General features: G+C 38.8%; 17 protein-coding genes and 1 pseudogene. 8 read left to right on the forward strand and 10 right to left on the reverse strand.

The window, feature by feature from the left end; translation table 11 throughout:
• Positions 1 to 17: 17 nt before the first annotated feature.
• The 3 genes and pseudogenes from IPK35_05690 to IPK35_05700 all read right to left on the reverse strand — a co-directional run bounded on the left by IPK35_05690 (position 18) and on the right by IPK35_05700 (position 3,278).
• Positions 18 to 494: pseudogene (locus tag IPK35_05690) on the reverse strand (hypothetical protein).
• Entirely contained in the window at positions 490 to 2,718 is a 2,229-nt protein-coding gene (locus IPK35_05695; GenBank protein ID MBK8052767.1) for a carbohydrate binding family 9 domain-containing protein, read from the reverse strand. Before IPK35_05695 ends, IPK35_05690 begins: the two are co-directional and overlap by 5 nt.
• Positions 2,719 to 2,762: 44 nt before the next feature.
• Positions 2,763 to 3,278, reverse strand: coding sequence for a hypothetical protein (locus IPK35_05700; GenBank protein ID MBK8052768.1), 516 nt, complete (start codon positions 3,276 to 3,278; stop codon positions 2,763 to 2,765).
• Between the two features lie 243 nt (positions 3,279 to 3,521).
• On the opposite strand from IPK35_05700, the gene IPK35_05705 reads away from it, so the two are divergent.
• Complete coding sequence (locus IPK35_05705; protein ID MBK8052769.1) at positions 3,522 to 5,435, forward strand: CBS domain-containing protein; 1,914 nt, start codon at positions 3,522 to 3,524, stop codon at positions 5,433 to 5,435.
• A 53-nt stretch (positions 5,436 to 5,488) separates the two neighbouring features.
• On the opposite strand, the gene IPK35_05710 is transcribed toward IPK35_05705, so the two are convergent.
• Entirely contained in the window at positions 5,489 to 6,580 is a 1,092-nt protein-coding gene (locus IPK35_05710; GenBank protein ID MBK8052770.1) for a family 20 glycosylhydrolase, read from the reverse strand.
• 188 nt (positions 6,581 to 6,768) lie between these two features.
• Positions 6,769 to 7,788: a DUF3089 domain-containing protein gene (locus IPK35_05715; GenBank protein ID MBK8052771.1), complete on the reverse strand. Its 1,020-nt coding sequence runs from the start codon at positions 7,786 to 7,788 to the stop codon at positions 6,769 to 6,771.
• 711 nt (positions 7,789 to 8,499) lie between these two features.
• On the opposite strand from IPK35_05715, the gene IPK35_05720 reads away from it, so the two are divergent.
• The gene (locus IPK35_05720) at positions 8,500 to 10,353 is read left to right on the forward strand and encodes a metallophosphoesterase (GenBank protein MBK8052772.1); all 1,854 of its coding nucleotides are present in this window, start codon (positions 8,500 to 8,502) and stop codon (positions 10,351 to 10,353) included.
• A gap of 79 nt (positions 10,354 to 10,432) precedes the next feature.
• Here IPK35_05720 and fumC read toward each other — a convergent pair whose 3' ends face one another.
• The 4 genes from fumC to IPK35_05740 all read right to left on the reverse strand — a co-directional run bounded on the left by fumC (position 10,433) and on the right by IPK35_05740 (position 15,830).
• The gene (fumC, locus tag IPK35_05725) at positions 10,433 to 11,818 is read right to left on the reverse strand and encodes a class II fumarate hydratase (protein ID MBK8052773.1); all 1,386 of its coding nucleotides are present in this window, start codon (positions 11,816 to 11,818) and stop codon (positions 10,433 to 10,435) included.
• Positions 11,819 to 12,012: 194 nt separating this feature from the next.
• The gene (locus tag IPK35_05730) at positions 12,013 to 12,351 is read right to left on the reverse strand and encodes a DUF2853 family protein (protein MBK8052774.1); all 339 of its coding nucleotides are present in this window, start codon (positions 12,349 to 12,351) and stop codon (positions 12,013 to 12,015) included.
• A 43-nt stretch (positions 12,352 to 12,394) separates the two neighbouring features.
• Positions 12,395 to 14,770 (reverse strand): DUF1508 domain-containing protein, encoded by a 2,376-nt coding sequence (locus IPK35_05735; protein ID MBK8052775.1) that lies wholly within the window; start codon positions 14,768 to 14,770, stop codon positions 12,395 to 12,397.
• A 172-nt stretch (positions 14,771 to 14,942) separates the two neighbouring features.
• Complete coding sequence (locus IPK35_05740; protein MBK8052776.1) at positions 14,943 to 15,830, reverse strand: GHMP kinase; 888 nt, start codon at positions 15,828 to 15,830, stop codon at positions 14,943 to 14,945.
• Positions 15,831 to 16,440: 610 nt separating this feature from the next.
• Between IPK35_05740 and rplM the strand changes: the two genes are divergently transcribed.
• The 5 genes from rplM to IPK35_05765 all read left to right on the forward strand — a co-directional run bounded on the left by rplM (position 16,441) and on the right by IPK35_05765 (position 19,737).
• Positions 16,441 to 16,884, forward strand: coding sequence for a 50S ribosomal protein L13 (rplM, locus tag IPK35_05745; GenBank protein ID MBK8052777.1), 444 nt, complete (start codon positions 16,441 to 16,443; stop codon positions 16,882 to 16,884).
• 6 nt (positions 16,885 to 16,890) lie between these two features.
• Positions 16,891 to 17,277, forward strand: a complete 387-nt coding sequence (gene rpsI / locus IPK35_05750; protein MBK8052778.1) for a 30S ribosomal protein S9 — start codon at positions 16,891 to 16,893, stop codon at positions 17,275 to 17,277.
• Positions 17,278 to 17,326: 49 nt separating this feature from the next.
• Positions 17,327 to 18,040 carry a 30S ribosomal protein S2 gene (gene rpsB / locus IPK35_05755; GenBank protein ID MBK8052779.1) on the forward strand — a complete coding sequence of 238 codons (714 nt, stop codon included), beginning with the start codon at positions 17,327 to 17,329 and terminating at the stop codon, positions 18,038 to 18,040.
• Between the two features lie 39 nt (positions 18,041 to 18,079).
• Positions 18,080 to 18,916, forward strand: a complete 837-nt coding sequence (locus IPK35_05760) for an elongation factor Ts (GenBank protein MBK8052780.1) — start codon at positions 18,080 to 18,082, stop codon at positions 18,914 to 18,916.
• Positions 18,917 to 19,026: 110 nt separating this feature from the next.
• Positions 19,027 to 19,737: a UMP kinase gene (locus tag IPK35_05765; GenBank protein MBK8052781.1), complete on the forward strand. Its 711-nt coding sequence runs from the start codon at positions 19,027 to 19,029 to the stop codon at positions 19,735 to 19,737.
• A 315-nt stretch (positions 19,738 to 20,052) separates the two neighbouring features.
• Here the strand turns inward: IPK35_05765 and IPK35_05770 are convergent, their stop codons facing one another.
• On the reverse strand, positions 20,053 to 21,660 hold the full coding sequence (locus tag IPK35_05770) for an NAD-dependent malic enzyme (protein MBK8052782.1): 1,608 nt from the start codon (positions 21,658 to 21,660) through the stop codon (positions 20,053 to 20,055).
• A 511-nt stretch (positions 21,661 to 22,171) separates the two neighbouring features.
• Between IPK35_05770 and IPK35_05775 the strand changes: the two genes are divergently transcribed.
• Positions 22,172 to 25,852 (forward strand): DUF1080 domain-containing protein, encoded by a 3,681-nt coding sequence (locus IPK35_05775; protein ID MBK8052783.1) that lies wholly within the window; start codon positions 22,172 to 22,174, stop codon positions 25,850 to 25,852.
• Positions 25,853 to 25,856: the final 4 nt, after the last annotated feature.

The following is a 25,856-nucleotide window of genomic DNA, read 5'->3' on the forward strand; positions in this document are numbered from 1 at the left end:
CAAAACTAAGTAAGTAATTAGCATCCGCCTTTGCGAGGTACACGTTTATAAAGTATTTTTCCATCTCGTTGTACATTGTCGCCCGCTACTATTGGGTATGCATACTTGGGGGCGTGTGATACAAAATGGCTTCTTATAATAATTTTGTCGTTAACTTTCAGGCTATGTAACAGCTCAAATTCATTTTTCAGATTCAAAACATTCTTGCCGGACTTTTCTGGCCCAAAAGCAAGAATAAAATCATCACCATCAATCCTTACCATCAATCCGTAACCTAATCTTGAGACTGGCGGAAGAGAAAGGGAGGTTACAATTCCTTCCATATTGGTAGAATCTCTGATGGACTAGCTTATCTTAGCTTCACTGGCATACACTTTTTTACCCGTTGGAGACGCTTCCCACTTTTTGTACATTATACCAGCTGGAGTAGCTGCCCATTCTTTTATTGCAGTTTTCCTTTCAGCAGCAGAGATAGGCTTTGAGACTTTTTCAGATATTCAGCCAGTAATTGACTTTAAGTACGATAGCCCTGTTTTTATTGACAAAGGCGACATCGGTAAAATAGTTGTCGGAATACACCAAAAACATATCACTCATGGGCCGGTATCGCCATTGCAGACGACTATTGACATTAAAATTATCTGCTTGCGAATTCCACTGCACAAAAGTGGTCCAGAAAAGATTATTGGCAAAGTTGATCTCCATTTTGGGGGCGATAAGCCAGAATTTCTGGTTGCCATATGGTGAAGGAAATTTCAGATCATTATATTCAAATGACATAGACATCAGCAAATATGGCTGATTTCGGACATTGATATCAGCATTAACCTGTAGATAATCAGCATTATAAAATTTGCCATAGGTGACACCTGCAGAAGCCACAAAGTTTTTTCTGGAATCTGTAGATACTTCCAATGTGCCATTATTAAAATTGTACATTTTTGTCGGAAGAGGTTCGGCATTGACATCATCTACAAAAGTAAAAGGAAAAAGCAGATTTACACGATTGATGTTATAGCCTATTTCTATTCGGGAGGTATTTTTAAACTCCCATGATGCGCTACTGGTCTGATTTAACTCATTAAATTTAAAGTTTTCATCATAAGCCAGAAAGTTTTCTGTACCGAGACTAAACCTGTTTAAAGCCCCATCCTTAAAGTACCATGTGTATCCGGTTTCATTGAATGCGAAGTTGAAACCCACACGAATTACTGTATCTCTTTTTGCATCATAATTGGATATCCTGTTGACAAAACCCACATCGGCATCATAGTTTCTTCCAGCATGAGTAAAATCAGTGAATGTCACAAAATTCTGCCCGAAATATCCAGCCCCGATATTAGAAAAAATATTGTTTCCTTTGATATCAGGTTTTAAACTGAAGTGCCCACTTGACCAGGCCTGTACCACACCTGATTTTGATGAGTATGATAGTTCAAGACCGCCGTTTCTGCCGAAAGATCCAAATCGATCACTGCTTTTTTCTGTTTCATTCTGAAAAGCTGTCCTGTTGGTAAAGTATCCTTTTATGACAGACCTGTCCAGCACTTGCTGATTGAAAGTCAGTGTGGTAAAGTTGTCTGCTGCGCTTTCTCCTTTTCTTCCTGTTTGAATATTCATGACCCCAAATCTGAGTTTTTTGTTCAGGTTGCCGGTCAGCCTTGCACCAAATAGGATCGGCACACTCTGACCATCTTTGCTGCCTATTCGCCTGGAATAAAATGGTCGCACAGGAGGTATTCCAAATCCTGAAAACAAATCATCATTTTCAAGGAAAAACACCCTTCTCTCCGGAAAAAATATAGAAAATCGAGACAAATTCGTGACTTGCTCATCCACATCTACATTAGAAAAATCAGGGTTTACAGTCAAATCAAGATTGATGGATGATGATACTGCGATCTTTGCATCTACACCAGCATTGATGGTGCCGCCAGTACTGACTAATGTGGTAGCATCCGAATTGATTCCTGCCAAAAAATACGGATTTATAGATGCGGAACTTCCTCCCGATGGAGGGTCATTGTCCCACATCATTTGGCCAAGATAGCCCAGATCAGTACCTCTAAACTGCAGTGGCATATTTGTCCATGTATGAAACTCATTTTCTGATCTTGCTGAGCGTATAAAATTGATACCCCAAACACGTTTTGACTGTTCATATCTGAGTATTGAAAACGGAATGGCAATCTCTGCGGTCCAGTATCCGTCGTATTTTTTTGTCTCGCTATACCAGGTGTTGTCCCACGTGATCGTTACTTCATCATTAGAGTTGCCGATTAAGCCTTCAGTTTGAGAGTTATAAGGAGTTACCGCAAAATAGAAGCCGTTTGTTTTCAGATTTACCGGATCAAGTACGATACCTATACCATCCGCCACCCTCAATCCAAGGTCACGTTTCAGAGATTGTACCAACAAACCTTCACTTGACTCCGTCACCTTGACTCCAAAATACAAATAGGTATCATCATAAGTAACCTGAACTTCAGTTTTGGGGTCAGCCAATGATTCATTGGTGGGAAATTTCATCCAGAAGTCAGTATTTTTACCTGTTCCTTTCCAGATATTTTCATCCAATACACCATCCAAGATGATTTTATCAGAAGTCTTTGACAAGTGGATGATTTTATCGGAGTTATCTATCGGCTGATTTGGGTTGTTTCCGGCTGAAAGATAAAGTCCTGAAAGTATTATCGAGAGGGTAAAAATATGCTTCATTGATCTAATTGTGGAGCAAAGATAAAAAAAATTTTTACGAGCCATCAAAATACGGCGTATCCGAATTCAAGCTTTGCCCGTATTGGAGATGTATTGAAACTTCTGAAGTTCAAACGAATCTCCAGATCAATCAACTCTTCACTCATTAATTTTTTTAATTCAGTGGTACTACTCAGCATCCTGAGTTGACTTCCGGTATTTAATGGTACAAAATCAATATAGTACATTTCTCTTTTTTGTGAAGGATCTTTTCTGGATACTGCATAAACGGAAACTCTCTCTACAAAATCAAAATCTCTTTCCTGGAATTTTGCTCTTATCAATCCTCTTGAAGCCAGAACATTAGCAATACCTGAAGTATCGAGACTGCGATTGTCAGCGGATTGTTTGTAGAAAGTTGGTACATTTTTGATAATAAAATAATGTGTTTCCAAAGTATTGAGCCCAACTGGTATATCAAACTCCGCATCTAAAGCAACATCATATCTTATAATGCTTTCTTTTTCGCAAGAAAATAGAATCGTCAAGGATAAAACCCATAAAATCAAACGTGGCAACATAAATTATGGTTAACATTAGATATTAAAAAACATGAATTGATGAAAATTATTGTTCAATACCGAAAATTGAATGATGTTTTACTTTATCAATTAAAATAAGTCAATTATATTGCGCTGATAAATTAAATTGGTCTAAAAATTGTGAGTACAAATAGCGGTAATTACCGGAACATTGGATCAGATAAGGGCAATTTAAAATTTTATCGGAATTAGTGATTAGAAAGATATAACTTTATTTGTATTATGGGAGAACAAAAAGTTTCTTTGGTAAGTGATCAGAAGCAGATGCAGAAATTTGTCAAATCGTTGCTCAATGATGTGACCGCACTGGAGTTTATGCTTGACAATGATTGGTTTGAATCAGATGTCATCAGGATTGGTGCCGAACAAGAGATGGTGATGGTGGATAAGACTACCTTTAAGCCATCTCTGGTTGCTATGGAGGCACTTGAAAAAATGGAACAATATCCTTGGGTGGAGACGGAACTTGCCAAATTTAATCTTGAAACCAATATAGAACCAAAAGTCTTTGAAAAAGACTGTTTTTCCATGCTGGAACAAGAGAATACTTACAAACTGGACAAAATCCAGGAAGTACTGGACGGAATGAATACGTCTATAGTCCTAACAGGAATCCTGCCAACCCTACGCAAGTATCACCTTGAAATGGAAAACCTTACTCCAAAAAAGAGATATTTTGCATTGATGGAAGCCTTGAATAAGCAATTGATTGGTCAGTCGTACGAGTTACGTATAGTAGGGATCGATGAGCTGTTGGTAAAACATAGTTCTCCATTGCTGGAAGCAAGCAATACCAGTTTTCAGGTACATTTACAGGTGGCACCTAAAGACTTTGTCAAAATGTACAACATTGCCCAGGCACTCGCAGGACCTATGATGGCCATTGCTGCCAATAGTCCTATTGTCTTTGGAAAACGACTATGGCATGAGACAAGAATTGCATTATTTCAGCAATCTCTTGATACCAGAACATCCCACGATCATATGCGGGAGCGTAGTCCGCGGGTTCATTTTGGAAGAGATTGGCTGCACGACTCCATCATGGAGATATACAAAGAAGATATAGCCCGGTTCAGGGTCTTGCTGAGCAGTGATGTAGAGGAAGACTCCATTGAATTACTGAAAACCGGACAGGTACCAAAACTTAGGGCGCTTCAGGTACACAACAGTACTGTGTACAGATGGAACAGACCTTGCTATGGTATCAGTGACAATGGCAAACCACATCTTAGGATCGAAAACAGAATATTGCCATCAGGGCCTACAGTTTTGGATGAAGTGGCCAATTCCTGTTTTTGGTTGGGTTGTATGATAGGAATGTCCATGGAAGTGGATGATATCCGCACCAAAATGTCTTTCTCAGATGCCCGGGACAACTTTGGGAAGGCAGCAAAATTTGGGATAGATACAAAATTTACCTGGTTTCATGATGAAAAGATATCTGCCGAAAGCCTCATCTTACAATTACTTCCGATAGCGCGCAAAGGACTGGAAGCCAGAAATGTCGATGCTGATGATATCAATAAATACCTGCACATTATAGAGCAAAGAGCCATCCAAAATATGACAGGAGCCAGATGGATGTTGCGTGCGTTTACAAAATTACATCAAAATACTAATACAGACGAGGCACTAAGTGTTCTCACCGCAGCCATGATAGAAAATCAAAAATCAAACAAGCCTGTGCATGAATGGGAATTACCGGATCTGGATGATCTCAAAATGTACCGACCTGCCCATCTGAAAGTTTCAGAATTTATGCTTACGGATTTATTTACAGTCCAGAAAGATGATATCGTGGATTTTGTTGCAGAGTTGATGGATTGGAATACCATAAGATTTACCCCTGTAGAAGATTCTAAAGGAAAATTAGTGGGACTGGTTACAGCGAGAATCCTGCTCCGGCACTTTCTGAAAGCAAAACAAAGCAATTACAGAAAGACGACACTTGTGTCAGAAGTCATGATAAAAAACCCGATCACAGTACATCAGGACACCAATATCATGGATGCCATGAAGCTGATGCGCGAAAATAAAATCGGATGTCTTCCGGTGGTCAACGGTGACGAACTCGTAGGACTCATATCAGAAACAGAATTCCTCAGAATCACAGCAAGATTGATCAACAGGCAATAAGTAAGTTGTTTACATCATTGATAATCACTGCTGAATCACGACACAATGTTCCGTCATTTAGATACTGTGGAAGTTTTGTGCATTTCAGCAAACATTGCCCTGAAACAATTTGCTGAAGTATTGCCTTCTTTTTTAGCATAATACTCCCTCATGAACGATTCGGCGCCTGACCATACTGTCTGCATCATGCCCTGATACCTGTTTTTCATCACTTTGGTAGCACCTGATCTGAAGGTGATCATATCTTTGGTCTGCTGTACAGCAATGGATGGTGTGCGCCACGGACATGTGATGACATCAAAGCCTTTCATGGCAAAATACACTGCGGTGTGTAATGGAGCCTCATAATGCCAGTCACAAATGATGACGCTTTTATCAATCATGTCTATGGCTCGATGGGTATGATTCATGCTGGCTTCCCACATACCTATGCCGGTGGTTTTACCATCTATCAGTCTGTCTCCCCAGATATACAATTTTCGATTTTTTTGTCTTAAGTGCTGATTTATTTTATTGACCTCACCAGCAAACAATTCCGCTTTATCCCTGCCTGCACATCGTGGGCACTTATCATCTCCTATATAAAAAACTTCATCCATGCCCGCATGAAAGCCGTCAGATTCAAATACATCGCATATCTCATCCACGAGACTAAATACTACCATATGTACACTATCGTGCAGCGGGCAGTAGCTTTTGCAATACAGACCGTCGGCATTGGGCCATTCATATTTTTCCGGCATTTTGACATGAGGCGTTTCATCAAATTGAGGGTATACCTGCAGTAGTTTTTCCAGAGTACTTGCCCAAGACTGATGCCCAAGGAGATTGATTTGGGGTATCAGTTTGATGTTGTTATTTTTGCATACTGCCACCAGCTTTTTGACATCAGCTTTTGATAATGGATTGTTGTTGCGCAATTCAGGATGGCTTTGATACTCATATTCATAATCCACTCTCAGTATCAAAGTATTGACTCTTGCAGGAGCCAGTTCCTGTCTGATGAAAGTGACAAAGCTATCCACATGACTTTTTTTCGGTGCGGCAATGCACAATCCTCTTACCGGGAAAATTGTATCCAGGCCTGACTGTGCGTTCAGAGCATATGCAAAAAAGAGTAGTAAAATGTTGGTATAAAGTTTCATATTATTTTCTTTTAAGAGTATGTTTAAAATTTATCCTTTAGCAATAAAATGTTCTATTTTGGCTACAAATTCGTTAAATTTTTCGTCGAATTGCCAACATTCGACTGCAAAATTTGCCACTTTTCGCTCAAAATAACTCCATTTTATTATCCAAAAACAAAATTTAAACATACTCTAACTTGTGAAGATTATTCTGTCTGCAAATGTAGAAATTTCATTACTCTGAGTTTAGCGTTTTGTCTGATATTGTTATAATAAAAGTTTACATCTGCAATGTGGTAATTTTTAGTCCGAAGAAAAACACTACCTCTGAATTTCGGTTTATTGGCCCACAAAATATTGTTGTGCACCTGCGCGTCTACAAGATCCGGATATAATTTGTCAAAATCATAAAGGAGTGTTCCGCGGTTGTATGATTTAGGTACATATTGTGTGTCTGAAGTCCAGCTGAGCGGATTGGTTACAGCTATACTGCCATCTTTTTTGTTTTCAACTAAATGATGTCCGCTTTTAAATGTACGCCATGATACGAAACATCCGGTTTCAGTACTATCACTACATGGTTTGATGTCTTTGAAACGATCTTTTTTCACTGGCATTCCCAGCAGATATGCAGCGATGAGCTTTTCTTTCAAAGGTGCACCTGAAATGAATTCTTCAATGAGTCTTTCAGCATGATTGGTGCCCTGACTGTGGCTGGCTATAATAAAAGGTCTTCCGTTATTATGTTTTTGCAGATAATATTCAAATGCATTTTTTACATCTTTGTACGCCAGATCAAATGCTTTTTTTGAAGATGCAAGGTCTTTAGAAAAATAAGCATGAATATGCGCCTGACGATATCTTGGAGCAAAGATCCTGCCTGCTTGGTTGAATACAGAAGCCTGAAATCGTATCGTTCCTTCATCTGTTTTCTGGTTAACTTTTTTATCATCAATGCCGGCATTCCATTTATCCTGTTTTTTTTCTCCGATATAGGTGGTAGGGTGGATAAAAAATACATCCGCCAGTAGCAGGGTGTTTCGAACAGTATCTCCTTCAGGTGTTCTGTCTGATTCGTCTATCTTGTCAGGGTGTGCTGCCCAATGATCTAAATTACTGTAATCAACAAGATTGTACTGTCTGTCTTCAAATGTATCAACAGGTTTGTACACCTTGCAGGATAATAGCAAAATGGAGATGAAAAAACTAATGTACAATGATTTCATTGAAAATGCTCTATATCTATAATTTTGAATAAACACCTTTTCCGTTGATACTGTTCAGGTGGTAAAACAAAAGTCAGTTGTATCAGATTAATTTATTAAGATGAACACACTCTAAGTAAAATTCATCTGAAGCTTAAATAACGTGAATTCGGGTTAAGAGAATTGAAGCAAATATGGTTTATTCTCAAATCTATTGGAGAAAAATTAAGGTATCGAGTTAATATATTATACCAAACAGAAAATTGATTGCGAAAATTAAAATCTTAATTATTAAATTTACAATACATTATGATTTAATTTTTTTCCAGAATATTTTCTGTTCACAATAAGCAGTTTTATTAAAAGAAGGCGCGTTAGCTCTGATATCTTTGTAAAAAGAACTAACTAATTGATAATAAGGGGCGTAGCCCTGACATCTTTAATGATACTGAAATTGTTTTAAGATTACAAAGCTAACGCCCCTGATTTTAAGTTTTGGTACTCCGATTACAAAGATTACAGGGCTACGCCCCATTTATTTAAATCAGAAAAAAAGTGCGATAAAATACCTTATCCCGAATTCACGTTAAATATTAAAGTATAAATAATTACATTTGGTTTCTTGATCGGGCAATTGTGGAGGATCAGTGGATATTCTGTTTTAAGGAGTTTTCTGAACAGATTATCTGTATGCTGATATTCCTGAATTTTTTTTACATACAAAATTTTATCATGATTAGATTATTAATCGCACTATCAATATTTGGTTTGTCCATATTCGACACAAAAGCCCAGACTTACCCTCAAAGGGAAAACACCCATCGGCTTATGAGTTACAATATACACCACGGTCAGGGTATGGACAGCAAAATAGATATTGCACGGATAGGCAGACTCATTCTCGATGTTAATCCTGAAGTAATTGGATTGCAGGAGGTTGACAGCGTGGTCGGGAGAAGTGGCAGAATTGATATCATGAAACTGCTGTCTGACCAGACAGGAATGTATGCAACCTTCGGGTATTCCATTCTTCACGACGGGGGTAAATACGGAAATGGCATCCTGACAAGGGGAAAACCAGTCTCTACTAGGAAAATATCCCTTCCGGGTGCAGATGAAGCCCGAAGTGCACTAATAGTGGAACTCGACAGATACATTGTTGTCAATACGCACCTTTCGCTCAAAAATGACGAAAGAACAGAATCCATTAGAATCATAACTGAAGCTGTCAAAGATTATCATAAAGCCGTCATCTTAATGGGTGATTTAAATGCCACTCCGGATTCTGAACCTGTAGAGTTACTAAAAAGAAATTGGCAAATTCTTTCCAATCCTGCAATAAAAACATTCCCATCAGGGGAGCCCGAGGTAACATTGGACTACATTCTCGGATATAAAGGACAAGCTGAGACCTATGCAAAATACCATGCTCAGGTCATTGATGAAAAAATAGCATCTGACCACAGGCCACTGTTTGTAGATATCAGGCTTAAAACTCCTGCTTCGGACGTGATGCGTACTATCCCGTACTTACAAAATCCGGGAACCAATGAAATGACAGTGATGTGGCTGACCAATGTGCCTGCAAGAAGCTGGGTCGAATATGGCACAAATCCGGATAGCATGATTCGTGCGCGTACTTTTCTCGAAGGTGAAATGGTGGCAAACAATAAAATCAACAGTATTCGATTGACAGGTTTGGAACCCGGCACAAAGTATTTTTACAGGGTCGTTTCACAGGAAATTACAAGGTATTCCAGCTATTACAAAGAGTTTGGCGATACCGTCATGTCGGATATCAAATCATTTGCTACATGGAGCGATACTAAAAGGGATTTCCGGGTTATCGTGTATAACGACGTTCACAGCAATATGCAGATGTTTAACAAACTACACACTTTGGTGGCGGATAAACCCTACGACCTGGTAATATTTAACGGAGATTGCTTTGATGATGTGGAAGTGGAAAACGACATTCTAAGCAGATTACAGACTTACAATTCGCGGATAAAAAGTGATGAAATACCGTCTATCTACATAAGGGGAAATCACGAAACCCGAGGCGAATATTCCCTTTATTTGTGGGACTACCTGGGAAGAATTGGCGGACGTTCATACGGTGCCTTTTCGATGGGCGACACTCGCTTTGTTCTCCTCGACTGCGGAGAAGATAAACCTGACAACCATTGGGTATATTATGATATGAACGATTTTACCCGACACAGACTTGACCAGGTTGAATTCCTTAAAGAGGAACTGAAATCCAGAGAATTTAAAAAAGCGAATAAACGCATTCTGATTCATCATATTCCTATTTTCGGAACAAAATCCGGTAGTTTCGCTCCCTGCTCCGACCTTTGGATACCCGTTCTGGAAAAAGGTCCATTCAACGTTTCCCTAAATGCACACACACACCGCTTTCAGGTTATAGAAAAAGGGGTAGCCAGAAATAATTTCCCTGTTATCATTGGCGGTGGCAACAAAGATGCTGATGGTACCGTTATGGTTGTCGAAAAAAAGGGAGATAAATTGATGCTGGAAGTGCTTAATGCTGATGGGGTAAAATTGCTGGACAAAGAGCTGTAAAATTGATGAAAGGAGTGGAAGTATAATTCAATAAAAAAGCCCATAAGTAAAGATGTATGGGCTTTTTTATTGATAGAAATCAGATCATATCTTCGGGTTTTACCCATTCGTCAAATTCAGCTGCAGTGACATAGTTCAGATCCAGGGCTGCCTGTTTGAGTTTGGTGCCCTCCTTGTGTGCTTTCTTAGCTATTTCGGCAGCTTTGTCGTACCCTATTTTGGTATTGAGTGCAGTGACGAGCATCAGAGAGTTGTTGAGATTGTATTGGATTCTTTGTTCATTGGCTTCGATACCTATAGCACAGTGCTCCTCGAAACTGATACAGGCATCACCGATAAGATTGGCTGACATGAGGAAGTTAAAAATCATGACAGGTTTAAACACATTCAGTTCGAAGTGGCCACTCATACCCCCTATGTTGATGGTGACATCATTGCCCATCACCTGAGCCATGGCCATAGTCAATGCTTCTGACTGAGTAGGATTGACTTTGCCGGGCATGATGGATGATCCCGGTTCGTTTTCCGGAATAGTGATCTCACCGATACCACATCGTGGCCCTGAAGCCAGCATACGGATATCATTTCCAATTTTCATCAATGAAACAGCTACTGTCTTGAGTGCGCCATGAGCTTCTACGATAGCATCATGAGCAGCAAGGCCTTCAAATTTATTGGCTCCGGTCACAAAAGGCAGTCCAGAAATTTCTGCTATTTTTATTGCCACCAAAACATCATATCCTTTAGGTGTATTGAGTCCTGTACCTACAGCTGTGCCACCAAGTGCCAATTCTGATAAGTGAGCAAAACTGTTTTTGATGGCTTTGATACCATGGTCCAATTGTGCCACATATCCGGAAAGTTCCTGTCCTAATGTCAGAGGTGTTGCATCCATAAAGTGAGTACGGCCTATCTTGACGACATTCATAAATTTTTCTGACTTGGCTTTAAGTGTATCCCGGAGTTTTTCGATACCTGGTAACGTCACATCTATCAATACTCTATAAGCAGCTATGTGCATGGCTGTAGGGAAAGTGTCATTGGAAGATTGAGATTTATTGACATCATCGTTGGGATGGAGTATTTTTTTGGCATCATCCAGCGTGCCCCCGTTGATGACATGACCACGATTGGCGATGACTTCATTGAGATTCATATTGGATTGAGTGCCTGAACCAGTCTGCCATACTACAAGAGGAAACTGATCGTCCAATTTTCCATCCATGATTTCCTTACATACCTTTTCGATCAGAATTTTTTTCTCACCTGACATTACACCAAGATCAAAATTGGCCTGAGCCGCTGCCATTTTCAGGACTGCAAACGCATTAATGATTTCTTTAGGCATTTGGTGACCACCAATTTTAAAATTATCTGCTGATCTTTGTGTCTGTGCTCCCCAATATTTATCAGCAGGTACATCTATGTATCCCATACTGTCTTTTTCCTTTCTGAATTGGCTCATTTTTTATTCTTTTTAACTTTTAAATACACATAATTATCATGCAAGTTGCAAAGGTACAAATTACTCTATATCCAACCATGTGATTAAAAGCAAAATGAATAATGATCATTATCATTTTACACTTTTATAAAAAAACAAAAGGAGCACTAAAAATTATAGCGCTCCTTTTAAAATAATTCAAGATTTTAAAACAATCAGGCGTACACCGACTCTTTTTTAAATTTTATGACTAGAAGTGCATAAACTATTGCTCTGTGCTTGTTTCTGTTGCTTGATCCCATAGCGCTTACTGCTTCGTCAATAGCAGCGTCTAAAGCAGGGCTGTCAGCAAGTCCAAGTTTCTTAATCAAAAAATTGTTTTTCACTCTTGCCTTTTCTTCAGCATCACTACCTGAAACTAAAGATGCATCTCCCAAATAAATAGATGGTCCAAGTCCTTTTGCTACTTTAGTCAATAAATCTGTAGGAATATTTAATCCCAACTCTTTAGCATTGTCAACATACATCGCTACTTTTTCATCAAATTTGCTCATAATTGCTTTTAAATTTAAAATGTTAATAAAATATACTTGAAATTTAGTTTCCTTTTAGTTCAGTTGGGACATTTGGTGGTATAGACTTACAAATATCATTCCCATTGGCATCTTTTACAAAAAGTTCTACCCTTCTGTTAAATCTCCTACCTGAATCATCGTCTGTATTCTTAGCAATCGGAGCAGATTCACTAGATGCCGATGTTGTAATTCGATTTGCATCAATACCTGCCTGCACCAGAACAGCCTTGGCTGAGTTAGCTCTGTTTTCAGAAAGTCTTTGATTGTAAGCGTCATCACCCCTTGCATCTGTATGTGCTTTAAGTACACCTACGTAAGTTGGATTTTCTTTCAGAATTTTTGCCATCAGTTGCAATTCACCATCAGCATCCTGACGAATATTATATTTATCAAAATCAAATAATATCCAATTGAGGTCACAACTTGGAGGTGCAGGTGCTACTTCCGGAGATGCCTGCGCCACTACAGTATCTACTGTAGCAGGTGTGGATTCAGCTGGTGCCGGAGTCATCTCAGAAACTTCATTGGCCTTTTTACCATCACAACCCTTCCAAATAAAGAAAAGAGGAATCAGCAACAATGGCAGTAACCACCACCAGTTGAATCCGGAACCTCCGCTTGCCACGGGAGCTACAGGAGGGACAACTTTCGGTGCAGCAGCAACCGGTGAAGGTGTGACCACAGGTGGTGCCGCAGCAACCGGTACTACTGGAGGAGGTATAATTGCAGCACCTGGTTTCTCAGGACATGACCTGCCTACTTCTCTTCCTGTCTTATCTTTCAGCACTTTGATGACAAAACCTGCTTTTTTGATGGTTTCATACATATTGCTATCATTAAGATGCTTGATCACGCCTCGCAACTCCTGATATCGTTCTTGTGCAGTTTTGAACCCTTCGCTTCGTAATCTTACACTGCCATCTTTATTATAAACGACAAAATAGAATTGACCATTCTTATGTTTAAAAAATGCAATATTATTGGCTTTGTCACTGACTGCATATCCTTTGTATTCATCACAGGCAAGATAGTCATCAGATTTATCCGGGCTTTTATATTCTGTCTTATCTTTTATGATTTCTGAGGCTAAGGCAGCCGTTCCTGCAGCAGCTACAGCGGCAGGAGCAGCAATATTTACCGGTTCAACTACTTCAGGAACAGCTGCAGGTGGAAAGACCATCGCCCATAGCTTATCTTCACTATCTTTAGGGCACGACCTACCTATTTCCTGATGATTTCCTGCTTTTAGTACCAAATAGTGAAGGCCACGTTTTTCTTCTGTTTTAAATCTTTCTCTGATTTCTCTGTTTTTGCGTACCGACTCCATACCATTGTCACGAGCTGCTGCGGTTGGATAACCCTCGCTTCTCAATATGACATTGCCATCCCCATCATACCATGCAAAATAATATTTGCCCGTGTTTTCATGCAAGAATCGTATGAATCCACCTTCCTCTACTTTATCGGTTTGGTATTGTTCTTCGTACTCTCTGCAAATCATGTAATCATCCTCCTCATTTGTCCCGGAAAGAGTGGGTGCAGCAGCTGTCAGAGTAGCTAATCGAAGTGCTTCTGCTTTGGCTCTTTCGGACGGTAGCCATGCTCTCGCTTCATCTTCTGTCTTGAATGGACAAGATCTGCCTATTTCCTGATGGTTTCCTGCTTTGAGCACTAAGTACCATAAGCCTCTTTGTTCTTCTATTTTATATCGTTCTTCCAGATCTCTGTTTTTACGAACCGATTCTAAACCATTATCTCTCGCTCCAGTAGTCGGGTAGGCTTCACTTCTCATGATGATATCACCGGAATCAGTAGTCCATGCAAAATAAAAGCTGCCGGTGTTTTCATGTTTAAACCGGATAAAATTGCCATCTTCCAATGCTTCAGGAGTGAACTTCTCCTCATATTCTCTGCAAATCATGTAGTCATCGCTTTCCTTGGATGAAGTTTCATCACTATCGTTAGCAAAAGCGACACCTTCCTGAGGAACATGTCCTGCCTCAATTGATGCCAATCTGAAAAACTCTGCAGCAAATGCTGCTCTCTGGGATGGAAGGTAAGACATTACTTCTTCTTCGGACTGTTCCGGACATGATCTGGCAATCTCCTGATGATTTCCTGCCTTCAAACTCAATACCCAAAGACCATCAGGTAGCATTTTAGCACTATACATCTCATCATTGTCCATGTTTTTTTGGACTGATGAGATACCATTTTCTCTTCCTGCTTCGCTACTATATCCTTCACTCCGTAGCACAACTATGCCATGATCTATAAAAGAAAAGTAAAATTTGCCTTCCTGCTCAAATCGATTAAAGCCTTGTTGGTGAGAATTGACGGACTGGTATTGATCACATTTCAAATAATCATCATCCCGATGTTGAATTGGGTCATTCATTATAACTGTTTTTGTTAATTATAAAAAAAAATTATTCAAGAGCTTTTTGGGGAGGATACGAATCAAAACTGTAAATATACAAATAAATATATATAGTAAAAGAAACTACGTCAAAAATTATCGAATTTTTTTACTTAATTTTTATAGCAATTATCTATTGAAAGAAGCTGTATCAAAGTATGATTTCCTTATACCCAAGAATGGTGTTGTACCCTTTTGCATTGAAGTAACCCTTGACGTATTCCAATCCATCTCGGGAAGTGGCCATCACAAAATCTCCACCCCATGCACCAAGCGATTTGACTGTACCTGAGTAATCTGGAAAAAGCCTGTCCTTCACCTTTTCAAAACCAGTGTGACTACTGACAGTATCTTCATGCTTTTGGAGAAGTTTCTCAAAATCTGACAGATCTTTTGTTGTTTTGATTTCCTCTGTAATAGATGTTATAGTTTTGACAAAAGCACTTTTATTTTTTACTGCTTTGATATAATCTTTTATGCCTTGAGCTGAATTTTGTTTGTGGCCCAAATGTATAAAAAACAAATTGTCTTTAAACTTAGGATTAAAATCAACCTCTGTGTATGCAACTTCATCAGGTGAGTTGAGATATTCTACAGGACCATCTGAAAATGCACATGCCACATCATATCCCGATCCATCTTCGGTTTTGAAATATAGTAATAAAGGATTAACTTCGGCCCATTCAGAAATCAAATAAATGAGAGTACTGCTTGACCCCAAGCCCCAATCAAGTGGAAATTCAACCTGAGTTTCTATCTTGAATCCATTCCATTGAGATAGAAATTCTGAATTGAGTCTTACAGCATTTTTCAAAAGTTTCTGGAGATAATCTGATACTTTTTGGTCAGTAGTGGTCACAGCAGAAAAGTCAAATAAAGAAATAGTGGATTCGAACCAGGTCTTTCCTTTCATATCAAGGCTTTCCCATATGAGGTCTGAGCTTGTAGTTCTTTTGACGACCAATTTTTGTCCCAATTTGGTAGGTAAGCCGAGTGCTTTAGCCCCATCCAATACAGCATACTCTCCGGTGAGTAGCAACTTGCCATGGCCGTAATATTTCGTTTTGATATGTTCTGGTTTTAAAAATCCGCGACAAAATTAATAAATTTAAAAAATCCCCCAAATATTTTACATTTTTTCTTTTATGTATTTTACTTAATGTAAGTCATTTATATATTAATGGTTTTGTCTGATGACCTTGTTTGGCAAAAAATTATGGCCAACACTTTAAATTATTGAGTGTTGGTTAAAATATGATAGAAACTCAGTCAAATGATAAAAATGGGGTGTATCCCAAAATTGCACTCTATTTATATAATTTTTAAGTTTCCAAGGTAGTGAATTGTCCTAGTAGTTAAATGTTAAAGGGTGGGGCGTCCCTTAAGGGAATGAGGGTAGTGGGTAGTTTAAACAATTTTAGTGAAAAAATGGGATACACCTTAAAAATCTAAGTGTGATACACAGTATGAAAATAAAAAGTTTGCCAAAATAAAACTGTTTTTCAGCAAGTTATGAAAAATAAATTTAAAAAATTATTTAAAAAAGTTTTTTTTATTACTTAAAGCATTTACTTTTGCGGGCTCAATTGGAAAAGCATAATCCATATTGATGAATAAGATCATAGTTTAAACATTAAAATTAATAAAAAGTGGATACACTAAGTTACAAAACCAAATCGGCCAATGCTGCTACAGTAGACCAGAAGTGGTATGTTGTCGATGCTGAGGGAGAAGTAGTCGGAAGGCTCGCAACCAGGATTGCAACTGTCCTCAGAGGAAAACACAAGCCTGATTTTACACCTCATTTTGATACAGGAGACTTCGTCATAGTTGTCAATGCTGATAAGGTAAGATTTACCGGATCAAAACTTGATGACAAAGAGTATCAGAGATATTCCGGTTATCCTGGCGGACAAAAGAGAAGAACAGCAAAAGAGATGCTGGATAAAAAACCTGAAATGGTACTTGAGCTTGCCGTAAAAGGTATGTTGCCAAAAACGAAACTCGGAAGAGCCATGATTAAAAAATTATTTTTATATGCAGCTTCAACACATCCGCATGCTGCACAAAAACCTGAACCATTTAAATTTTAAGAAAAGATGGAAATGATAAACAGTATCGGAAGAAGAAAAGCCTCCACTGCAAGAATATATGTAGTCAAAGGAAGTGGAAAGATCACAATTAACGGTAAGGATTACAAGGACTATTTTCCAATGGCTATCACACAATCTGCTGTGACAGATCCGCTAAAGGTAGCAGAATCGGAAGGTCAGTACGATATAAAAATCACAGTAGCCGGTGGCGGATTCAAAGGACAGTCCGAGGCTATAAGAATGGGTATATCCAGATCATTGGTAAAAATCAATGAAGATGTCAAAAAACCACTTAAAGATAAAAAATATCTTACCCGTGACTCAAGAGAAGTAGAAAGAAAGAAATTCGGAAAACCAAAAGCAAGAAAGAGCTTCCAGTTCTCCAAGCGTTAATCTTTTACTACAATTTATTAAATCATATATTCAAAAAAAATATAAAGAAATGAATAAGCCGACATATAATGAAATGTTAGAAGCCGGAGTACATTACGGACACTTAAAAAGAAAGTGGAATCCTAAGATGCTCCCATACATTTTCATGGAAAGAAAAGGAATACACATCATTGACCTTAACAGAACAGCTGAGTGTCTTGACAGGGCTGCATATGCCATGAAGCAAATGGCTAAATCAGGCAAAAAAATATTGTTTGTTGCTACAAAAAAACAAGCTAAGGATATAGTAGCTACTGCAGCAAGGAGCGCAGAAATGCCATTTGTTACAGAAAGATGGCTGGGTGGAATGATGACCAATTTTGCAACCATACGTAAATCTGTAAAAAAGATGAACAGTATCGACAAAATGCTCAATGATCCTGCTATATCTATCACTAAAAAAGAGAGACTCACACTCTCAAGAGAAAAAGAAAAACTTGAAAAAGTATTGGGTGGTGTTGCTAATCTAAACAGACTTCCAAGTGCAGTATTTATGGTCGATATACACCATGAACATATCGCTCTGGCAGAAGCAAAAAGATTGGGTATGAAAACCATAGCTATGGTGGATACTAACTCAGATCCAAATAAAGTTGATTTTGCCATCCCTTCCAATGATGATGCTTCCAAATCTGTAAAACTGATCACTGACTATGTGATGAGTGCTATCAAGGAAGGTCTCGAAGAAAGAAGAGTTGCCAAATTGGACTCCAAGGAAGACTAATTCAAAAAAATTTATAAATATTAAATTAAGAAATAAATCATGAGTGAAGTAAATATTTCAGCAACAGCTGTCAAAGAACTCAGGGAACAAACCGGAGTTGGTATGATGGATTGTAAAAAAGCACTGGTCGAGGCCAATGGTGATTTCGACAAAGCTATAGAGTTATTAAGACTTCGTGGTCAGAAGATGTCTGAAAAAAGAGCTGACAGAGATGCTAAAGAAGGTGTGGTCATCGCAATGGTATCCCAGGACAATAAAAAAGGTATCGTAGTCAGATTGAGTTGTGAAACAGACTTTGTTTCTAAAAATGAAGACTTCATAAACCTTACAAAGGATATTGCTCAGGTAGCATTGAACACATTCCCCTCTGACCTGGAGAGCTTAAACCAACAGCACATGAATGGTCTGACACTACAGACAGTCGTAACAGAGCAGGTAGCAAAAATCGGTGAAAAAATCGAAATTGCAGACTATCAAAAAATCGAAGCTCCGCTTGTAACCTCTTATATACATATGGGTAACAAAGCAGGTGTTCTTGTGGGATTGAATCTTGGAGATGATAAATATATAGATGCAGGTAGAGATGTGGCCATGCAGGTTGCAGCAATGAAACCGGTAGCTTTGGACAAAGATGATGTATCTCAGGATATCATCAACAAGGAAATTGAAATCGGCAAAGAAATAGCTAGAAACGAAGGTAAGCCTGAAGACATGCTTGAAAAAATAGCAGTAGGCAAACTTAATAAGTTCTTTAAAGAAAATACTTTGTTGAATCAGGTATTTGTAAAGGATGGAAAAATAAGTGTTGCTGAATATCTGAAATCAAAAAATCCGGAATTAACAGCAATCGGATTTAAACATGTAAAATTGGGTTAAAAAAATTTAAAAGAGCGGTTCAATCAACCGCTCTTTTTTTATGCCCTATTCAATCCTACTCGCATCAACAACCTTATCACAATCTTAACCATTATCTTAATTTAATCCTTATGCCTCTTAAATACAAAAGAATACTGCTCAAATTAAGCGGAGAATCGCTAATGGGAGAACAAAAATTTGGCATTTCTTCAGATATGCTGATTTACTATGCAAAACAGATTAAAGAACTTGTGGCTGAAAAAGCTCAGGTGGCTATTGTCATTGGTGGTGGAAATATATATCGTGGACTAAGCGCGGAATCTTCGGGAATAGAAAGAGTCACCGGTGACTACATGGGTATGCTCGCAACATGTATCAATGGTATGGCGCTGCAAAGTGCACTTGAAACTGAAGGTGTCTATACAAGATTGATTACAGCAATAGAAATGCGCCAGATTGCAGAACCATATATCAGGCGGAGAGCAATACGACACCTTGAAAAAGGAAGGGTAGTCATATTTTCTGCCGGAACTGGAAGCCCTTATTTTACAACAGATTCTGCAGCCGCCCTGAGAGCCAATGAAATCAATGCAGACGTTATCTTAAAAGGTACAAGAGTAGACGGTATTTACGACAGTGACCCTGAAAAAAACCCTGAAGCAATCCGGTTTGACTCTATTTCTTTTTCAAAAGTCATCAGTCTGGGATTGTCTGTAATGGATATGACAGCGTTTACACTTTGCCAGGAAAACAATCTTCCTATCATAGTTTTTGATATCAACAAGCCAGGACACCTTATAAGAATTGCAAATGGAGATAAATTGGGGACTTTAGTGCAATAAATAAAAATGATGGAATTTTTTTTCATTTATTAGCAGCATTCCATAGCATACGTATTAGTATCGCTTGCTTGCTTGAAATGAAAATTATTCAATAGTTACAAAACCTCATCATCGTACATATAAACAAACTATCACCAAAACAATCCCAACAATAAGTTTTAATATTTTATCTGCATTAGTTTCCCATAATGCATTAGTTTCATTTTGGCTCATTCTAATTATTTTTATTGCCTATAAGACGTTTCAAAAGACAAAGGTCACATATTTGAATTGGTACTGCAATATAACTTTTGTTATATAAAATTTAAATTGGGGTCAATAACTGGGATCATACATCATATTTTTAATGTGAGTCCGTAGATTTTTGGGTTTTTCTAATTTAGCGAGATTCAGGTCATAAAGATGATTAGCCACGGATACTGCAATTTCAAATGAAATAGTCCTGAGATTGGTTAGCTTGGGATACACCGTACCGTGATCCAGGTCAGACTGATGAATCTGTCTGGCCAGTTCGGCAGCCGCAACTAAAAATACACTTTCAGGCAGTGTTTTTGCTTCGACAGAAATAGCTGCCAACCCTATGCCCGGAAATATATAAACATTATTTCCCTGACCAGGTATAAACTCATTTTCATTATATTGCACAGGCGCAAAAGGACTTCCGCTGGCAAATACAGCCTGTCCCTTGCTCCATGTATAAGCTTGTTCGGCGGTGCATTCAGAGTTGGAAGTAGGATTGGAAAGTGCAAAGATTACTGGTCTCTCATTGATGGATGACATGAGTTCTATTACTTCTGATGTAAATACACCTTTAGCACCTGAAGCACCGATGAGGATGGTAGGTTTTATATCTTTGATAGCTTCTATAAATCCCATGGGTTCGTGGTCATGAGCATACTTCAAATTATGCGACATCAATCCTTTGGTGGATTTGACTATCAAGCCATTGATGTCAACAAACCAAAGTTTTTGCAGTGCTTCTCCTTCATTCATACCTTCCTGAACCAGTGCTTTTACCATCAGGTCAGCGATACCTGTGGCCGCAGATCCCGCTCCCAGAAACATGATTTTCTGGTCAACAAACGATTGTTGAGTGATACGCAGTGCACTATAAACACCACCCAAAGCCACAGCTGCTGTGCCCTGGATATCATCATTGAAACACAATACTTTATCCCGATACTGATGCAGAATTTTGTATGCATTGGGTGTAAGAAAATCTTCAAACTGGATGAGTGCCTTTGGAAATTTTTCCTGCACAGACATGATAAACTCATCGATCAGCTCGTCATATTCTGCTCCCTTCAGGCGCTTGTGAGGATAACCCAGATACATAATCTCTTCGAGTAGATGTTCATTATCTGTACCCATATCCAGCATGACAGGCAGGCAATATTCCGGTCGTATACCACCTCCTGCAGTATATAATGAAAGTTTGCCGATAGGAATACCCATACCGTTACACCCAAGGTCACCTAGCCCCAATATCCGGGATCCGTCTGTGACAACAATGATTCTAACATCGCGTTCCGGCCAGTTGTCCAGCAATTGCCCAATATCTCCTTTATCTTCAGGAGTGATATAAAATCCCTTGTCTATCCTGTAGATGTGCGAAAACTGCTGACACACTTCGCCCACAGTGGGTGTATAGATGACCGGCAACAATTCAGGAAGATAGTCCATCACTGTCTTGTAGAATAATCTTTCATTGCGATCCTGAAGCGCGGAAAGAAAGATATATTTTTCAATACTGGATTCCTTTCTTCTGATATTTTCAATGACTCTTTGCTTTTGTTTGTCCTGCGAAGAAATAGCATATGGCAACAATCCTCTGAGTCCCATTTGTTCTTTTTCTTCAGCCGTAAATGCTGTGGATTTACTGATCCTTTTATCTTTTAATACTTCAACACCTCTCTTTTCCATGTGACCTTTTATTTTGATGATGCAAATGTCTGCATTTTCCTATAAATATGTAAATAGTTTCGATGTAAGTGTGCATAACAAATTGCACTTTTTATTATTTTTCTTGATTTTTGTTGAAACCTGTTATAATTAAGAGGGTCGTCTCAAGCGTAGCTTGACAAGCTCTTAAGGGATTGAGGGTAGCGGGGAAGAAAATACTAATTTGTGAAATTTGTTATACATACTCGATGTAAATCAAAATTTCAGAGTGGTTAGGGTTCTAAAGAACTATATGAATATGAACTCTTTTAAATAAGAATTCAATATCGTTAGATAAGGAATTTTTCTTTGTTTTACCCTATCTAAATCTTTCCTTTACAAGGGAAAGACTTCATAAAGATGTCTTAACTAAATGACATTAAATCAGAATTTTTAAAAAATACTGCCCGAATTAATCAATGATTTAAAATCTATTTATACATTTAGACCACTTTTATAACGTCCTAAAAATTTTCTTTTGAAGCCACTTAATATAGTAATATTCATTTTCATCATTCTTGGTGTAGTAATTGGGTGTAAAAAAAATGAAACCAGCACCAAATCCCGACCTATAGAACATTGGGTGTTCAGATCAGTACTTGACTGGAACCCTAGAATGATCACGCTCGCCCTTTCAGATAAGTTGTGGGTATCGTATCATGCGGAGACCGGCGCATTGTACAAAGCATGGAAAGGAAGTGTCTATTTTGATGGTGCCGTATATACTACAGCACATGGTCCTCAGCCGATCTCCATAGGCAACAGTTATGTTGAAAATAAGTACAAAAATCCCTGGTTTATACTTTCAGGCAAAGATACCATTCCTTCAACTTTTCATTACAAAGGACATAGGTTTGCCGGTGGTAAAGCACAACTCATGTACGCTTTTACTTCAGACAAATTTGCAAAACCTATCCATGTTTTTGAAGAAGTAGAAACAAATAGTTCTTCCAGTGGATCTCCAGTTCTTGAGAGGACATTTATTACTGAAAATGTGCCTGATGGATTTAAATTAGGGCTCAAATCAAATGCAAGTTCTATAGTGGTGGAAAGCAATATTTCGACAGATGGTACTTTGTCTGTGATATCTAAGGAAGATATAAAATATGATGATGTCAATGCCATCAATATCGATGCGGTATTGATATTAAACAGCAATAAACCTACTAAATACCATACAACTTTCATAAGTATACCTACCATAGAAAATAAAAATGTAGCTGGTGGTAATGAAGAAGAAAAAAATGAAGAAACAACAGAAGGCGAAATTCCTGAAGGATTAAAACAAATAGCAAAAAGCGATTGTAAAACCTGTCACAATAAGACTCTTCAAACAATAGGACCTTCATACACAGCAATCGCCCAAAAATACAAAAACACACCTGAAAATATCACTCTTTTGAGCACCAAAGTTAAAAACGGTGGTTCAGGGATATGGGGAGAACAGGCCATGACTCCACATCCTGATCTGGGAGATGAAGTCATCAAGGAGATGGTCAGCTACATCATGTCACTGGACAAAGATGTTGAGGTAGCTGCAGTGGATGAAAAAGGAACCTCCCTGCTTACTATGAGTCCTGATACTTCGGTCAAAGATAAAGATTTGCTTCCCGGAAGTATTGTTAAGGTGTATGGAATTCCCAAAAATACGAAGTTAATGCCATCCATTGGTCCAAATCAAAAGCCAATGCAAGCTGGCATTTTGCCCAAGTTTGATAACCTTTCCGGAGGGGATTTCAAAGAGCTTGAAGAAAACTTTTGTTTGATTGGTTCCGGATACCTAAAGATTGATACTGCGGGCACTTATACTTTTCATATCTGGAGCGATGATGGTTCAAAATTGTATATCAATGGACAAAAAGTGATCGATAATGATGGTATTCATGGCGCTGACTATGGTGAAGTAAGTATATCAATGACACCCGGATACTATTCTTTCAGACTGGAGTATTTTCAAGGTGCAGGTGGCAGATTTCTTTCATTCAACTGGAAAAAACCCGGCGGGAAAGATTTTGAAGTCATTTCCAATTTTAGTTTTTTCCACAAAAATGACCAGCAAAACCTGCTAAGAGAGTACAGATTGCCGATGGCCAATCTTACCAAAATCCCTGGTGATAAGTTCCCATTGCAAGAGGTCCACCCGTCATTTGATTTGTTCCAGGCACGACCAGATAGTTTTAAACCTAAAGTTGGAGGTTTGGATTTTCTGTCTGATGGCCGTCTGGTAGTTAGTACCTGGGATGCTGCAGGATCGATCTATATCGTGGACAATGTCCAATCAGGCGATACTACCAAAATGAAAGTAAAAAAAATAGGTTTCGGACTGGCAGAACCACTCGGTGTCAAAGTTGTCAATGACACAATTTATGTCATGCAGAAACATGAGATGACAAGACTTATTGACACAAACGGGGACGATATCATTGATGAATACCAAACCCTTTGTGACGACTGGAAAGTATCCACAAATTTTCACGAGTTTGGATTTGGCCTTGCTTATAAAGACGGGTATTTTTATGCTACATTAGCTACGGCCATTAATCCCGGAGGTGCCAGTACCCAACCGCAGATTCCGGATCGAGGCAAAGTAATCAAAGTCGATAAAAATACGGGAGCTATGACATTTTTTGCATCAGGTCTTCGCACTCCAAATGGTATCGGTATAGGGTATAAAGGTGATATTTTTGTGGCTGATAATCAGGGTGACTGGTTGCCTTCCTCCAAGATAGTTCACGTAAGAGACGGAGCCTGGTTTGGATCGAGATCGGTCGATCACGAAGGAACAAAAGATAAAAAAGAAGATCTTCCACTGGTATGGTTGCCACAGGATGAAATCGGCAATTCTCCAAGTACACCTCTGGCGCTTGATCTTGGTCCATATAAAGGGCAAATGATCCATGGTGAAGTGACGCATGGCGGCGTCAAAAGAGTATTTGTCGAAGAAATCAATGGCCAGTTGCAGGGTTGCGTATTCAGATTTATTCAGGGGCTCGAGGCAGGTGTCAACAGGCTTCAATGGGGACCGGATGGTGCTCTTTACGTAGGAGGTATAGGCAATCCTGGCAATTGGGGACAAACAGGTAAACTCCACTACGGTTTGCAAAGACTTGTGTTCAACAATCAACCTACCTTCGAAATGCTGGCTGTCAGAGCCAAGTCCAATGGTATGGAAATAGAATTTACAGAGCCCCTTCAGGATGGAGATGGATGGAATACCGAACACTTCGAAGTCAAACAATGGTACTACAAACCCAGTATCGAGTATGGTGGTCCTAAACTGGATGAAAAGAAACTTACCGTGAAATCAGCAACTGTTTCTGATGACCGTAAAAAAGTATTTTTGGAGTTTGATGGCCATAAAGACAATCACATGATTTACATCCGACTTAAAAAACATTATATCAGTGAAGGAGGAAGAGGCATATGGTCTACAGAATCCTGGTACACCATGAATCAGGTGCCAAAGAATAATAATGGAATTGCCAAAAAATCTCCTTATAACTATGCCATAAATGCACTTACCGAGGCAGAAAAGAGAGCAGGATGGCAATTGCTCTTTGATGGTAAAACACTAAACGGCTGGAGAAACTTCAAGAAAAAAACCATAGGAAAAAGTTGGGTTATCAATGAAGATGCGATACATCTGGACGCCAAACCTAATAAAGACGGTCATTGGCAGGCAGCAGATGGAGGTGATATCATTACTAATAAATCGTACGAAAATTTTGACTTTACTTATGAATGGAAGATCAGTAATTGTGGAAACAGTGGTGTCATGTTCAATGTAGTGGAAGCGGACAAATACGATTACGTATGGAAGACCGGACCCGAGATGCAGGTGCTTGATAATACATGCCACCCTGACAGCAGATTTGTAACCCACAGGGCAGGAGATTTGTATGATATGATAGAATGTAAATATCCGACTGTCAGACCGGCGGGCGAATGGAATGAAGCCAGAATAAAGAGCAATAAGGGCAATGTTGAATTCTGGCTCAATGGTATCAATGTGGTGAACTTCACCATGCATGATGACAAATGGAGAAAGATGGTAGCCAATAGTAAATTTAAAGATATGCCGGATTTCGGAAAGTCAAAGGCAGGTCACCTATCTTTGCAGGATCATGGGGACAAAGTTTGGTATAGAAACCTTAAGATCAGGGAGTTAAAGTAACCGA

The organism is Saprospiraceae bacterium (assembly GCA_016713025.1).
Taxonomy (GTDB): Bacteria; Bacteroidota; Bacteroidia; order Chitinophagales; family Saprospiraceae; genus OLB9.